The following is a 15100-nucleotide window of genomic DNA, read 5'->3' as shown; positions in this document are numbered from 1 at the left end:
GCTTCGGGGCTCGTCAGATCCGTCCCTCAGCTGCCATACGACGGCGTCAGCGAACCGAGCTGCTCAAGCCATTCCCCGAGACCGATGATTCGCCCGCTCTCAATCAGTTCACGGAGCGCCACGCGGTTCCGGCCCGTCGGGCTATCGAGATTGTGGACCGTCCAGAGCGCTTCGGGGCAGATGTGAACGACGGAGTCGAGAAGCATCCGGTTCATCGCACTATCGGTTGCATTGGCAACGAGCCGCGCGGGATCGAATTCGTTCGTCACCCACACGTATTCGAACGGGTCCCGAAGAATGTTCGCGTTGACGTATGTAGCAAAATCAACACCCATCTGCTTCTCTCGGTCAGCTCGGACTGACCACTTCGCAGAAACGAGAATCCTCCGCGTGTCGTCGTCTCCAACCCAGAGGTCGACCTTCTCGACTTTGTCGCCTACTCGAGCGGGACGAAAGCCTGGGATCGTCGCGAGCGCTGTCTGGGTGCCATACAGCGCGGGCGGGCTCGGCAGCCGGGCTATAACCGCAGCCAGTACATCTTCGAAACCTCGACCCAAGAGATTCGCGCGCTTGTTACCCGAGCCGATGTAGGCGTAGATCTTACGGATGACGTCATCAATCAGGTCATCGTCCGGGTCGTAATCATCCGAGCCGGAAAACAGTGGCTCAAGGATCGCTCGAAGTGCCGGATCGTCACCTGGCTGCGGCATCTCGTCGCGCGGGAAGAGCTTGAACTGGGTCTCAGTGGCTTTGCGGACCATTTGATCTGCTTCCGCAGCGGTGACCGCACCGATCACTTCACGGAACATGAAGTCGATCTCGTCCTTAAGTGCGGTCGGGGGCGTACCCAGGTGGGCTGCGAGCCACTTGTGAAACACGAGGCTGCGCGGATACCACGGCTTTCCAGGCTGCGACTTATCGGATTCGTAGCAATGAGCGAGGCCCGTGCGGCTATCCACCCAGAGGAGGAGCCGGTAGACATCGCGCCACGCATCTGCTGGGTTGATAGCGCGCGGCCCGAGGAATTCATCTATAAGGCGCCGACGGTTTTCGAGGCTAAACGGCGCGAGCACAGGACCGATCTCCATCCTGGACACTATGACCCACGCGGCGGCGGATCCAGATCAGTGGCAGTACGGCGTTGGATGCTGGCGAGCTGACGGACGTAGGCGCAACCTGGGCTGATGGAGGCGTCTGTTGCCGAAGCCGTCGGGTACTCGGTCAGCGTGCACCGCTCCGTGGACACCGCGAACTCCTGTTGCCGCGTTCCTCGAGATCGAGCCACGCAGCGGGACGGGGTGCTCACGAGCGAACTTCACGCCCCCAGCGCGGGCGGACTGGGCGGAGGTTCTTCGCTGCCGTGATTCCCTGCGCGCCTGCGCGCCGCGATCTTGATGGAGCTGACGACGCCTTGGGAAGCCGCCGAGTGACATCTTCGACGCCGAAAGCGGAGCCCGCGTGTCGCCGCAAGCGCTAGGCGCGGCCGGCCGTCGGCACGCTGATCGTCAGCCCCAGTGGGGCAACGAGTGCGGTACACAGAAGATTCGTCTAGTCCGTTGTTCGCCCAAGAAGCAGCGAGTTGAGCTCCTGCTCAAGTTCGGCTCGAAGGGCTAGCGTGCTCGCTCGTTCGCGGCGGACGTGCTCGACTTGGTCGACGGCTTTACGGATCGCTGACCGAAGCAGGTCAAGGCCCGAATCGTCAATCCTGAAAGCATCGAATCGTATGGCAGCGGGTGCCGACTTGAGCGACGCGAGCACTCCGCCTTGCGCTTGGAACACGCTACCGACGACGGCCACGTCGTTGGACGGTCCGAGCACCTGCGTCGTGACGACAACGACTTCTCCTCCAGGTCGAAGGTCGTGTTCGCCGCTAACGGCACCGAACAAGCCTGAATCATCTTCGTCGAATACGGCGCGAATGGGCGCGACCAACGCCTCCACGTCTCGTCCTCGAACCTCGTCCGGGAGGCGACGGCAGTGGTAAGAAGCGGTGGCCTCGATCAGAGCGGCTCGGACGACCTCAGCGATCGCGTCCGCCGGAGCTCCGGGTGCCACAAAGAAGGTGAAGTCTCCGGACAGGCTTTGGGAGCCGGGCTGGATCTGGAGGTCCGCGTGGCCCGTTGCTTCTCTGGCGGCATCTAGCGCGTACTGCATGTCCTGGCCCCAATCGCTTCGACCTTGCTCGGGGAGATTGGCGATCGTCACGACGAACTCGGTACGGTGCTGTCCAGCGATGTCAGCCTTACCCCCGACTCGCACGCCGACGGCGACCGGCTCTCCGCTTTCCTCTGTGGTCGGAGGCTTCATCTCGGCGTAGTGCGCGCGCCACCGCTCACGCGGGTAGCGAGCGTTGAAGGGCTCCCAGCGACAGATCCAGTCAAAGACAAAGAGCATTGCTCGGTGCGCATCCTGCGCGGCCAGGGGCACCCCTTCGGCGGCCTGGCGACGTGTCGCTGCGAACCAGTGGTACTCCCCGAGGTCGGCGGCGAAGACCCCAACGTCGAGCCACTCCTCGCTTCGCTGGTGTGCGTCCCACAAGCGTGGATCTCGATCAAAGCTCGAGCTGTAGAGGCCTGAACCGTAGGCGTCCTCCTGCTGCGCGCGCCACCGCCCCAGGACGTCACTGAATGCCGCGACAGCATGTTCGAAGGCGGCAGTGGGATCCTTCGCCATCAGCGCGCGGTCGGCCGCGGCGATGCGCGCGCGAAGACGGTCGTCAGCGATGGCCTCGGCGTGCGTGATGTCGCGCAAACTCACAGCGAAGACCTGGCGGATGAGGCCGTGAATGAACTCCAGTGCCGCGCTAGCCCATTCACGCAAGTGCCCAGCGTCGGGGATCACGGTCTCATGCTGAGCGGCGTTCCGTGCGCGATGGAGTGCCCGGACCTCACGCCTGCGAGGCGAGCGCCACGACGCGAGCTCCTCAACCTTCGCGAGTAGCTCCGGGACGTTCTTGTAGGACCTATCCGGTGCTTCGAGGCGTGCCGCTGCGAGACCGAGTGCGAGTTCGCAGGCGCCGTCGATCGCGACCAATGCGGCGTGCCGTCCGACCAGGGATTGGTCGCGGCTGGCGATGTCGGCTCGCTCCAAGAACAGCCGCAGGCGAACGAGCGCCAGGAGATCCGAAGCGGGTAGTTCCGGCTCGCCTATCGGGCTCACGCGTTGTCCTGGGAGGCTGGCCGGGATGGGCAGCTAGTTCTTGGAACCTGCATCTACGAACGCCTTGATGATGATCGGGTGTACTGAATCGTTAACGCGAAACCAGGCAGCGTGATCTTGCTGTGCCTTGACGGCCGCGCCCACGAGGCGTGCGTCGCCCTTTGAATCGATGTCATCCAGTGTTGAGCGCAACATCGAAGCCACGGCGTAGCGGTTATGTGTGGCGCCGATGCGAAGCACCTCTTCGAGCGCCTTGACCTGTAGGTCGGAATCGGTACTGATCTGGAAGATCGTCAGATAGAAGCGCGCGAACCCATCGCAGTCGTCCCACGGAAGGCTCCCGGCCGAAGCACGCATCACCTCGGCGACCATCTGCACGAATCCCGCTCCGCGCTCGGTCATCCACGTCTGGAGGAGAGCGGGGGGCAAGAACGGCGCGATCTCGTAGTGCAGCTCGAAGTCATCAGCGTGGCGCTGGAAGTGCTCGTCAAGTTCCTTGATGATTCCGGCGCGTGCCAGAGACCCCGTGTCGGCGTTCCAACGTTCGACCAGGTCCTGCGCAATCTTCTTGAGGCTGCCCGAGGGAGCTGCGAGGAGAGATTCGAAGGCCCGCAACATCTCGGTGGCCGAGCTGTGACGATCGTCCTGGCGGTACTCGGTCGCCTTTTCGATGAAGGCTCGAAACTGCGCGGGGACTAGGAGTGGATCAAGCGGAGCCAGGTGGACGGGATCGCGATCGGTCAGCATCCACCAGAGCACGCGCCCGAGGGCATAGACATCAGCTTGAGCGCCTACGCGTTTGAGGTCGGTGCACTGCTCTGGAGCCATGTAGCCTTCAGATCCGAGCCCGACTGAGGTCTCGGTGATGCCGCGGCCCGCGTTGTTCGGACCGATGTCCTTAGCTAGGTCGAAGTCGCTGACGACAGGCGCCCCATCGAGCAAGAGGATGTTCGGCGGCTTGATATCGCGGTGCAAGATCTTCTGGCCGTGCGCGTAGGCGACGGCCTCGAGCACATTCCTGAACAGATCGATGCGTTCGGATTCCTCGGGATTCTCGCGCCGAATCCAGGTCTGAAGATTGCCGCCGCTGGCGCGGGGCATGATGATGAAGGGGGTGCCGTCCTTTCGATTGCCGGTGGCTTCCACGGGCATGATGTTCGGATGGCGAAGGCGCTTCCCGAGCTGCCCACCGTTGCGGAACCGCGTGATCCACTCCTCCGCATCGTCCCCGTCCGGGACGGCACAGATCTTGACTGCGTAGTCGTCGTCGACTACTCGGCCGTCTTCGACGAGGTGGCACGGATAGACCGTCCCGAAACCACCTTCGCCTAGAGGTTGGTGCTGCGTAAGAAACCGCCAGGGCATCGTCGGGAGTGTAGGGGAGCTACAGCCAATAGCGTTTCTTCGCGTTCGTGGCGATGGCGGCAGAACCTGCACGGTCGGCCCGGGATCCAGGCGTTAAGGGCAAGGCTTGGAGTCGACCGGTGGTTGACACTGGACGCCGCCCTCTAGGGACGCGACGAGGGGCCCGTCGAAGTTCACCCCATGCGACCGATCCACCCGCTGCTCCAACTGGGCGTAGACGTCCATCGTCATCCGGGAGTCGGCCTGGCCGACCTAGCTCATGACCTACATGACGTCGAACTGGTTGGCGCGTAGAGCGATCGAGATATAGGTGCGCCAGAGAGGCTATGCGGGCTGATGCTCGGCAGCGCCAGGAGGCAGTGGACGGCGCGTTGCTCACTGGCAAACGCGGCTGCCTCGCCGACGATCGTCCCGACCCGCTCGCGGGCGAGCCGTCCTCCGTCTCGGTTCTGGACGGGGTAGTCGCTGGGCGCGGTCGGGTGCCCGGCGCGTTGGAGGCGGTCGCGTGAACGACGAGGGTGGTGGTGGGGGGCCAGTGCACGTCACTGTAGGCCGGGAGTCGGCGTCGAGAAGAGCCGGCGTACCTAGCACACAATCGACGACGTTCGCGCCGATCCAGAAGATGTCCCGCAGCTCGTTCATCGTCGAGAAGAGCGTCATGCGGCCCAGTGGCCCCGCCTCCTCCAAACGAGCTACGAGTTCGGACTTCGTGTTGGCGGAATGCAAGTAGTGGCCATGGAGATAGGCGTCCAAGAGCTGCCGCACGTCGATCGAACTTTGCTCGTCGCTGTCGCCGACAACCACGCCGGTTCCGAGCCCTGCACGAACGCGATTGCGTTCGGAATCCACGTGCGCGTCGAGTTCCTGGATCGCCTCGCCCGCGAGGGGGCCGCCGCGCTCGTGAACGCTCCGCTTGAGGAGATTGAAGGTCGGCCTATAGCTGGTGGGCTCATTGGGGTTGTAGACCTGGCGGAACTGCGTGATGGCCGCCCGGACAGCTTCGTCGTCCGGCTCCCGCATCTCTTGGTGAGAGCGCCGTCCGCCGAGCGCCAGCTTGGCGGCCTTCGGCGCCTGCTCAAAGAAGCGCATGTGGCCCAGGCGGCGGACATTGGCAGCATAGGCACGAAGGCGCGTCGTCTCTTCCCTGGTGAATGGACGGTAGATCTCAGCGGGTCGATCGAGGACGTACGGCTTGGCGGCACCGGCCCGTGTTGGGCTGCCAAGGACTATCGGAGTGGTTTCCGCGGAGTAGAGGGCTGAGCGACGATCTACGTCGAGGACGCCGAGGGCCCCGCGGACAACCACATGTGTCTCGAGGACTGCTCCACCGAGGCTGCGCAGCGCCTTTGCGACGGACCACTCGTAGGTGATTCCTGACCACCGTTCGACGTTGGCGCGCTTGATAGCGTCGCCGCTGACGACGGTGCCGTGCAACCAGTCGTCCAGGACTCGAGCTGCGTCGAAGGTCTCGACAGGCTCGGGGAATCGACCCGCGTCGAGGTCAGCCTGGTCGACGCGGTGCATCAGAGGCTCGGCTTGAGCGGAGTTGAAGCGGCGTTGCAGCTCCTCAAGCAGAGCATGGGTGCGGGCCGCGCTCGGACCGGGGCGGACACGACGCCTCAAAATTTCGACGACCGTGTCGTGGTTGGTGGCTTCTCCGGCGAGCAACACGCGCCGAAGGACTACTCCGGCAACCTCCATGGCCTCCTCGTTGGCGCCGCGCATGATGGTGTAGCTCCCGAAGTGGAGGCCGGAGGGCTGCGTGAAGAACGTGCGGGTAGCAAGCTTCCAGCACAGATCATTGAAGGCGTCGAGGCAACGCCTATCGCGGTCGGTGAAGGGCTGGAAACTTTGACCCCAGTTCTCAAGGAGGAGGGCGTCGACAAGCTCTCGGGGCCCGGTCGGCATGGCGCTAGCCTACGGCCTGTCTCCTGGGTAAGGAAGCGTCCAGCGTACGGCGCCGACTATGGTGATGGCGATGAGCGAGCGTCCTGCGGGTGAACCACCGGAGAGCCTTCTCCCTAGCGTGATGCGGCAGGCGGAGGCGTTTGGCGCCTCTTTGCGGCCAATACGGCCGATGATCCAACAGGCGCAGCAGTGGGTGGCGGACCTGGAGATCGCGACGCGTCCCACCGTTGAGCGCCTCGACAAGTGGGCGGACGGCGTTCAAGCGGCCGTGCAACCTGCGCGTGATTGGCTCGACGCCAACGGCGACAGGGTGATCGAAATCATGGCCGCGGTGCAGTACGCGGCTGCCAGCGGGCGGGTCGAGAACTGGATGGATCTCGACGAGCAGGAATGGACCGCGGCGCTCAAGCTGATGGCCGCCGACGACGGTGTGCCCCTGGCCTGGGTGCCGCCGGGCGCGGTCGTCAAGGCGCTCATCGCCGCCAGCGACCATGAGGCACGGGACGCTGTGCTCCTCGCCCACTCCGACGAGATCGTCGAGTCAGCGCGAGAAGTCGTAGCGGCCATCACCCATCCGGAACTAGCCGACCTGCGAGCAGCGGTTCTCGCCGGCTGGGATGCTTGGGAAGCTGGCCTGGTCACACCCGCGCAGACCACAGCGGCGGCCTGCGTCAGCGAGATAATCAACGCCCGGTACGGATTCAATCGCTTCGAACAGTTCTGCAAGGAACTTGCTCCGTTGCGTGACTCTCACCCGGAAACCTGGCAACTCACCCGACTCCGCGCGACCGCGGTTCGATGCAGCCTTAGCACCGCCGTCCAGAACACCAGGCGGCGTCTTCCGGGCTTTAATCGACACGCGAGCGTGCACGGCGTTGTCGCGGCAACCTTCACCCGTCCTAACGCAATCCGGGGGTTGATGTTGGCGACAAGCGCGGCTCGGGAGCTACAATTTGAGCGCTCCGGCGAATGGCTCAACGGCGCTGATTCTGAGAGCCGGTAGAACGGCGCGAACACGGGGACATAGCTTCGAGGAGAACCGTTCGATCGGTGGGAGTGGCGGTCTCGCGATACTCCGGTTGGGTTCAGGGCCGTTCGACCGAGCGGTTCGGCTATCGGCCCGCTTAGAAGCCGATCGCCTTCCTTCAGGGGCCAGGGGCCGCCCGATGGGATGCCCGCTGCAGTAGATGGTGATGACGGTAACTCGTTCGTCACCGAGAATGGGAAGCTCGTACGTGCGACTGCCTGGCACCTCGGACGCAGCGACAGACCGCTGCCGCTCGTTCCGGCTCCCGTCGAACTCGCCAAGCCCGCGTTCGCCTCCTTTGACGTCGAGCTCGCCGAAGCGGCGTTCGTTGCCCTCGGCGCCGAGGGGAAGGCTGCAAACCGCCTGGCCGTGGTGCTGGACTGGTACCGCCTCGCTCTGAGCAACGCCGAGGCCGTGACGCTCGAAAATCCGGGTCGGCGCGACACGCGCGGCCCTAGAGGTCTTGGTGGACGAAGGCAGGATCGGCAAGCTGGCAGACGCCTACTGTCACCTCGTCAGCGAATCTGACCCGCCGAAGACCATCTACACCGAGGAACAATGCGGGAAGGAAGGTAAGCCGCTCAGCGACAACGGGTTCTGGCTCGCGCGACTTAACTTGCTGCGCAACGCGATCATGCACGGCGACGGAGACGGTATCCCCGATGAGCTGTGGGAGCACGACGGCCATCCCCAGCTCAACCACATTCACGATCGCCTGATCGACGCGCTTCGGGCATACCTGCGGCCGAAACGAACGACCCGTTGCTTCGCATTGAGCCCATCGAGCGAGATTCCCGCCGGACCTTCGAGAAGTGGGCCGCCCAACACGTCACAGAAGTGGGCCGCTCAACACGTCAAGTCTGACGGCGCACGCGAGTGACGGGAAATGGATGCCCTGCCGGGGTCACCGCATCGCGGCGGTGATGAAGCCCGGGTCGGGCATCGCCACGGTGGACTGTCCGAAGTCGGGGCAGACTCGGTTGAACCGGTACCCCTCGTACGGCGCGGCGAGGGTCCACCCCGTTCGCTGCAACAGGCTGGGCGGCGCGCTACCCCAGCGACCACCGACGCCGCGAACGATGACCCGACCGTCGCTTTCCTGCACGTAGGTCTCAAGGTAGATCGGCGGTTTGTCTGGCGCTACGAACTCGGCCAGCTGCCGATCGGAGCGCCGTCGCCGCATCCAATCCGGTCGGCGACGCCAAACCCAGACCGCCCATATGGCGAGGGTCGCCAACGCGACCAGAAGCCCCGCATACAACGCGATCGTCTCCACACCGCAAGTGTCCTCGATGTCCCCGACGGATCGGGGTACATGTCGAACTGACCATCGGCGTGGCATCCGCCGTGATTGCGCTGGGAGGCCAACTGCTCGGCGGCTGACGGCCCGCTGCGTTCTGAAGCGGCGACGCACCGCCCGCCGGCTCGGCCGGTTCGCTATTCGTCGGCGAACCAGACGTCGAGGGGACGCTCACCTGCTTCGAAGCGCGACCGCTGGTCCGCCAACTCGTTGCGCCAGCGCTCCAATTCGACAAGGGGCACCTGTTCGGTCTGAGCGCTACGCATGCTTTCCTGCGCCACCAGGCGCCCCAGGTCGCGAACGAACCCGTCGACGGTCCCAAGCGACCCAAGACTCGGCTGCTGCCCATGAATCACCGCGTTGCGACACCTCTCCGCACGCTCCAGGAGCCGGACGAAGAGCCTTCCCTGCTCGTCCAACCAAGCTGTTGCGGCCTTCGGCTCGCGGAGCACCGTGATGGCCTCCCGCACCAAACGGTGTTCTGGACGCTCTACAGCGATGCTCGTGGCCAACGGGCCAAAGTACAGCTCCAGCCGGGTGAGGCCCGTGGCAGACCAGTAACTCACTGAGGAGTCCTTCTCGTCGCGCGGCCACACCAGGTCCTCGACCATCTTGGCGAACGGCCCCGAACGGCCATGCGTCTTCCACACCCCCGTCCGCGCATTCAGGCACATCGCTTGAGCCCACCGGAGCCGCTGCAGCCGCAACCACGGAGCCAGCAGGTAGCGCTCTGTCACCTCGGGCCAGGCCTCACCCTTGACCTGCACAACGCTCAGCGTGCGCTCCAGAGCCCTGGTGCCCAACGCCACTCTCTGCTCCGCACGAGGGATACGCGAGACCGCCACAACCCAACGGGCATCCTCAACTGCGGCAGCCGCCAACGCGTCACCGGACGCAAGCCGCTCGGTAAACGCCGTGCCGATGTGGCGCAACTTCGCCGGAGTGCTGTCGAACGCCGGGTGCTGCGAGCCTCTCCGTACGGCCTCCGGGTGAAGGTCGAACCGAAGGCGCGAGCCGTACCACCCCGCCTTGTCGCGGTACACGGACTCGCCCGAGCAAAGAACCCAGCCCGAGTGGTCCTCGGCGACCTCAATCAGGCCCTCCAGGAGGTCCCGGGCGCGGGCGGGCGCCTGCCCAACGGCCGTGTCGGTCAGCGACACACGCACGAGCACGCCCTGAACGTCGTCCGGCAACTCGAGATGACCAAGCCACGTCGAGGCCTCCTCCCAGTCGGCGAGTTCGCGCGGAGGCACGTACCCCTCGATTTGCTCCAGCGGTCCTCCGGCCCCAGCACCTTCAGGCACCAAGCCCACGTTGAAGAGCTGAACCGGTCCGAGCGGCTGCCAGAAGTCGACCCATGCGTGAGCGAACAAGAGCCACACGACGACGTCACCTCGTTCGGCGTCGGCAGCGACCGCCTCACGACAGATGGCCCGACGACGCGACTCTGAAAAGCCCGCCGGAGACCTGGGGTCGCAAGTATCAGCTGCGTCGATCGCGCCGGCATGAGCGGCCGACGTACTGGAGTCGTTCAGCAGGCCGGATAGAAGCTCTGCCAAACCTCCGAAGTCGGACCAGACATGGCCCCGGAGTTCACAGAGTTCCCGCAACACCATGATGCGGTGCTCGCCGAGCTCTGCATCAACCGCAGCGTCCTCAAAGGCTTGAACAACGTCATCCCACGCCGCCGCCGCGACCTCCGGCTCACAGAGCCGCTCGGTCAGCACCTGCGCAGCAAGGCTCACGGCCCTCGAGCCAGTGCCCGTCGACAGCTGCTTTGGCCCCACCGCACCTCGAAAGCTATTCAGAGCAGCGCCAATCGCCTTCACGGTCGAGGGTCCAAGACCCCTGCACATGTCATACGCATCGTTGGCGAGCGAGGCGCGGTCATCCTCGTTCGTTGCGCCGTGCCCCGCCAAAATCGCCTCACACGTGTTCCCTATCTCCTCAAGAACTGTCCGCGGTCCCAACGTGAGCAACGAAGCGCCTGCACCGCCAGCCGCTAGCTGACCTTGCAAGGCTGAGTGCCAAGCGGACATGCGGGAGGACATCGGCTCCTTGTTCGTCACGAACATCGGCGCAGCCTAGCCGCCGGGCCGGCTGGCCCGGCGCGTAGCGCTAGGAGACCCGCAGCCTGCCGATAAGTCGAGTCGGTCGCTCAGCGGCTAGCGGCGGATTGCAACGACCGGGCCGGGGTCGCTAGTACCAGACGATCTTGAATCGCTGGCCGCTGCAGTAGCGCCGAAGCTTGATGCCCTGCGCTGAGCCGGCGCCGCGATTCTGGCTGGAGTCAACGTACTCGACGTCCGCTTTCACGCTGGTTCGGGCCATCGCCATCGGATACTCGTCGCGATCTTTGCCCGTGCGGGTCGGCATGCCGGCGAGCAACTTGGCTCGGCGCTGGGCAGCGCCCTTGCGGTGGATCGTCAGGATGCGCGGCCAGCCCTTCTTGATTGCCCGTTCCCAGTGGTCTCGGACGGCCGGGTACTTCGTTCGGGAGAGTCCGACTGAAACGGTCTTGCGAACTACAACGCAGTTCTTTGGGTCTGCCTCGGTGCGCTGAGGTGTCGGTACAGGCTTGGAGGGCTCGGGCGAGTCTTTCGATGGGCTCGAGCCGGTGTCCGACGGGCCCGCGCAGGGGCAGGACAGTCCCTCGCAGTAGATCCCGTCACCGTCGCTGTCTCGGGTGTCTTTGGCTGCTTGGGCTGCCGCCTGGTTGGCGTAGTCCGAGCAGGTAGCAGCGACTGCTCGCTCGACGCCAACCGGGGCGCCTCCTAGGGTCAACGACAGTGCGAAGAGGCCGAGCAGGCAGAGGCTGACTAGGGCTCGGGCGGGGCGAAGCACCGCGGCAGCGTAGCGGGCGGGGCAGCGGCGTGGCGCTGGGTCATCTCCCTCTTCGGCCCTGCCCGAAGTGCTGGACGCTGGGCGGGTTTCGGAACTGCTGCGGTACTGGGGTGCCGTCGGCGGTCGGGCGAAGCTGCCCTCCCTCCCGCTGGCGCCACCTCTCCAGTTGCTCGGGCGAAAGCTCGTGTAGCCGCCGCGCCGGGGTGTTGGCGGACGCGAGGACATCGTCGAGGGCTCGGACGCGGCGCACGACGATGTTGATCTGTCCACCTCCGGCTGCGTGTCGTTCGAGGCGCCCTTCCGCGGCGACCAGCGGTTCGGTTCGGACCACGAGGCGATCGCGGAGGTAGACGGCGGGCGGGACGACGAGGTTAACGGTGCCCTCTTCGTCCTCCAACAACAAGAACGTGACGCCCCTGGCACTGGCAGGTCGCTGCCTGGCGAGTACCAGTCCGGCAACCCGGACTGTTGAGCCGTGTCGGGTCCGCGGGAGCTGGTCGCTCGGCAGGACGCGTGAGGTCGCGAGTTGCGGCCGCAGGAGCGCGAGGGGGTGGGGCCCGGTGGTCAGGCCGGTGGCAGCGTAGTCAGCGATCATGCGATCCCACGCCGAGGAGTCCTTGAGATCCGGCGTTGCATGGGCGCCGGGGGTCAGCTCTAGCGCGAGCTGCGTGCCGGCCTTGACGTTGTGGCCGGGCGTGAGGAGCCCGACCTGCCAGAGCGCGGCGCGTCGTCGACGAGGGACCGGAACGCCGTCTTGGCCGGCGAGCTCGTCGCAGGCGCCCGCCCAGGCCAGGCGCTCCAGCGACGGGACGCTGAGCCCCAGACGGGTCGCGAGGTTCCCCAACGACTCCCACGGGCCGTGTGCGTCGCGTTCGGCAACTAGCGCATCGGTCTCGTCGGCTTGGACGCCCTTGACGTATCCGAGCCCGATCTGGATCGCTCCGTCGTCGGTGATCGTGCAGTCGGTATCGCTGGTGCGCACATCCGGGGGTAGGACGGTGATTCCGCGGCGTTGGGCGTCGTGGATCAGCGCATCGGGCGGGTAGAACCCCATCGGCTGCTCGTTGAGCAGCGAGACGCAGAACTCGACGGGATGGTGCACCCGCAACCAGGTCGACTGGTAGGCCAGCAGTCCGAAGGCGGCGGCGTGGGCTTTGGGGAAGCCGAAGCCGGCGAACCCGCGGACCATGTCCCAGACCTGCTCGGCGGTCTCGGGCGTGACGTCTCGGTGCGTCTTTCGGGCGCCGTCGACGAACTGCTGGTGGTGGGCCTCGATCGCCTCGGCGGAACGCTTGCGACTCATCGCGCGTCGTAGCCCCTCGGCCTCGCCGGCGGTGAACCCGGAGAAGGCTTGGGCGACCTCGATGACCTGGTCTTGGAAGATCAGCGTCCCGAGCGTTTCGCGGAGTGCGGGTTCGAGGGAGTGGTGGAGGTAGGTGATCTGGAAGTTCGGGTCTGCGCGGAGGCGTTGGAGGCGGTCGATGTAGGGGTCGATCGCGCCGCCTTGGATCGGGCCGGGCCGGACGATCGCGACCTGGATGGCCAGCTCGTCGAGCGTCGCCGGGCGGGTACGCAACAGCGACCCCATCTGCGCGCGACTCTCGATCTGGAAGACGCCGGTGGTCTCCGCGCGCTGGATCGCACCGAACGTCTGGGGATCGTCCAGCGGGATCCGCGAGAGATCCAGAGGGTTCTGTTCAGGGTGGCGCTTGGAGATCAGCTCGACGCTGCGCTCGACGCAGGAGAGCATCCCGAGACCCAAGAGATCGATCTTGAGAAATCCGCCGTCTGAGCAGCTGTCTTTGTCCCACATCACCATCTGCCGGCCTGCCATCGCGGCGGGTACGGCGGGGCAGCAGTCGATCAGCGGTCGGGTCGCGATGATCATCCCGCCCGGATGCTGCGAGAGATGGCGCGGCAGGCCGTGGGCCTCGTTGGACAGGTGAGCCAGCCATTCCCACCGGTCGCGCGGCGCGTTCTCGTCGGTACCGCGCAGCCTGGGTCCGTGGTGTGGGGTGACCTGGGCGGTGGCGATGTCCTCGGCGACGTTCATCGCCGACCAGCCCTCGGAGCCGCGTGCGACGCGCTCGAGCTCGGCGGCGGGCAGGCCGAGCGCGGCTCCGAGCTCGCGAATCGCTCCGCGGGAGCGATAGGTCGGGAAGGCGGCGACGAGGGCGGCGCGGTCGGTGCCGTAGCGCTCGTGGACCTGCACGATCAGCTCCGCTCGGACGTCGCGCGGAAAGTCCAAGTCGATGTCGGGCACCCCGCTGATGTCTTCGTGCAAGAACCGGCCGAGTGACAGTCCGGACTCGATCGGGTCCACGTGCGAGAGACCCGTCAAGTAGCAGACGATCGAGGACACCGATGACCCTCGGCCGCGTCCGGGCGGCAGCACTGATCGAGCCGCCGAGCCGCCACGCACCCCGACGGCGACTTCGCGGGCCAGCTCCAGGATCTCGTGGTGCAAGAGGAAGAAGCCGTCGAGCCCGAGTTTGCCGATCAGACGGAGCTCTTCGTCCAATCGCGCCTCGGCGGGGCGCCGGAATCGGTGCCCGACCGGGTAGCGGCCATCGAACGCGGCACGACAAACGGCGGTCAGCTGGGCGCCGGCCTTCGCGTTCTCAAGCCCGGGGTAGCTGTAGGGCAACTGCTCGGTGAGATCGAACCGCAAGCGGTCTGCCAAGCGCACGGACTCGGCGACCGCATCGGGCTGGTCGACCTGGCGCGAGAACATCGAATGCGGCGAGGCCAGGACGTGGCTGTGGTTGCCGCGGCGGATCGGCTCGGAAGCGTCGAGGGGCGTGTGGTGACGGATGGCAACGAACGCATCCTGTAGCCGGGCGCGCGCTCGCGAGTGCGCATGGACGTTGCCGGTAGCCACGCACTTCAGTCCGAGCCGGCGAGCGAGCTGCCTCTGAATCCGCACGCGGTCTCGATCACCGCGCAGGTACTGGCGCTGCAGCTCGACGTAGAGGTCGTCGCGACCGAACGCATCGCGCAGGATCCGCAGCGTCGGCTCATCGCGGACACCATGATCAGCGCAGCCGCTGAGACAGACCAGGCCCTCGTGGTGGTGGCAGACGTCGGCAATCGTCACCCACGGCTGCGTCCGCTGACGCTGCCGATGCTCACGCGTGTGCTCGTGCGCGCGGGTCAGGAGCCGGCAGAGGCTCTTCCAGCCGCGAGCGTTCTGGACCAGCAACGTCAGGTGCCGCGTAACGTCCGGACCGGGATCCCGGCCGGCCGGAGGCCGCGGCCCAGCGACGACCGTGACCTCAGCCCCGTGAATGGCACGAAGGCCACTGGAGCGAGCGGCCTGGGCGAACTCCATCGACCCGCTGACGCTGTCGTGGTCGGTCAGTGCCATCGCGTCGTATCCGAGCCGCGTGGCGGCGAGCACCAGTTCCTCCGGCAGCGACGCGCCGTCGAGGAAGGAATAGGCCGAATGGCTATGAAGTTCGACGTACAACGACACGAACATACGTTCGCATATTCGC

At 65.7% G+C, this 15100-nt stretch carries 10 protein-coding genes; 2 read left to right on the top strand and 8 right to left on the bottom strand.

Features of this window, described 5'->3' with window-relative positions; all coding sequences use genetic code 11:
* Positions 1 to 26: 26 nt before the first annotated feature.
* From ACVUH9_RS00740 to ACVUH9_RS00725, 4 genes are all read right to left on the bottom strand, one after another.
* Entirely contained in the window at positions 27 to 1088 is a 1062-nt protein-coding gene (locus ACVUH9_RS00740) for a hypothetical protein (protein ID WP_475752952.1), read from the bottom strand.
* Between the two features lie 460 nt (positions 1089 to 1548).
* Positions 1549 to 3159 (bottom strand): hypothetical protein, encoded by a 1611-nt coding sequence (locus tag ACVUH9_RS00735; protein WP_475752951.1) that lies wholly within the window; start codon positions 3157 to 3159, stop codon positions 1549 to 1551.
* A gap of 33 nt (positions 3160 to 3192) precedes the next feature.
* Positions 3193 to 4524, bottom strand: coding sequence for a serine/threonine-protein kinase (locus tag ACVUH9_RS00730; RefSeq protein WP_475752948.1), 1332 nt, complete (start codon positions 4522 to 4524; stop codon positions 3193 to 3195).
* A 375-nt stretch (positions 4525 to 4899) separates the two neighbouring features.
* Positions 4900 to 6432, bottom strand: coding sequence for a hypothetical protein (locus ACVUH9_RS00725; protein WP_475752946.1), 1533 nt, complete (start codon positions 6430 to 6432; stop codon positions 4900 to 4902).
* Between the two features lie 70 nt (positions 6433 to 6502).
* Between ACVUH9_RS00725 and ACVUH9_RS00720 the strand changes: the two genes are divergently transcribed.
* Positions 6503 to 7435 carry a hypothetical protein gene (locus ACVUH9_RS00720; RefSeq protein WP_475752944.1) on the top strand — a complete coding sequence of 311 codons (933 nt, stop codon included), beginning with the start codon at positions 6503 to 6505 and terminating at the stop codon, positions 7433 to 7435.
* Positions 7436 to 7925: 490 nt separating this feature from the next.
* Positions 7926 to 8339: a hypothetical protein gene (locus ACVUH9_RS00715; RefSeq protein ID WP_475752942.1), complete on the top strand. Its 414-nt coding sequence runs from the start codon at positions 7926 to 7928 to the stop codon at positions 8337 to 8339.
* A gap of 24 nt (positions 8340 to 8363) precedes the next feature.
* Here ACVUH9_RS00715 and ACVUH9_RS00710 read toward each other — a convergent pair whose 3' ends face one another.
* From ACVUH9_RS00710 to ACVUH9_RS00695, 4 genes are all read right to left on the bottom strand, one after another.
* Positions 8364 to 8735 (bottom strand): hypothetical protein, encoded by a 372-nt coding sequence (locus tag ACVUH9_RS00710; RefSeq protein ID WP_475752940.1) that lies wholly within the window; start codon positions 8733 to 8735, stop codon positions 8364 to 8366.
* 161 nt (positions 8736 to 8896) lie between these two features.
* A complete protein-coding gene (locus tag ACVUH9_RS00705) occupies positions 8897 to 10834 on the bottom strand; it encodes a hypothetical protein (RefSeq protein WP_475752939.1) in 1938 nt (645 codons plus the stop codon).
* A 124-nt stretch (positions 10835 to 10958) separates the two neighbouring features.
* Complete coding sequence (locus tag ACVUH9_RS00700; protein WP_475752937.1) at positions 10959 to 11603, bottom strand: hypothetical protein; 645 nt, start codon at positions 11601 to 11603, stop codon at positions 10959 to 10961.
* Positions 11604 to 11643: 40 nt separating this feature from the next.
* Complete coding sequence (locus tag ACVUH9_RS00695) at positions 11644 to 15084, bottom strand: DNA polymerase III subunit alpha (protein ID WP_475752935.1); 3441 nt, start codon at positions 15082 to 15084, stop codon at positions 11644 to 11646.
* Positions 15085 to 15100 lie beyond the last annotated feature (16 nt).

Source organism: Patulibacter ginsengiterrae (assembly GCF_056269115.1).
This window is presented reverse-complemented; position numbering and strand designations above follow the sequence as displayed.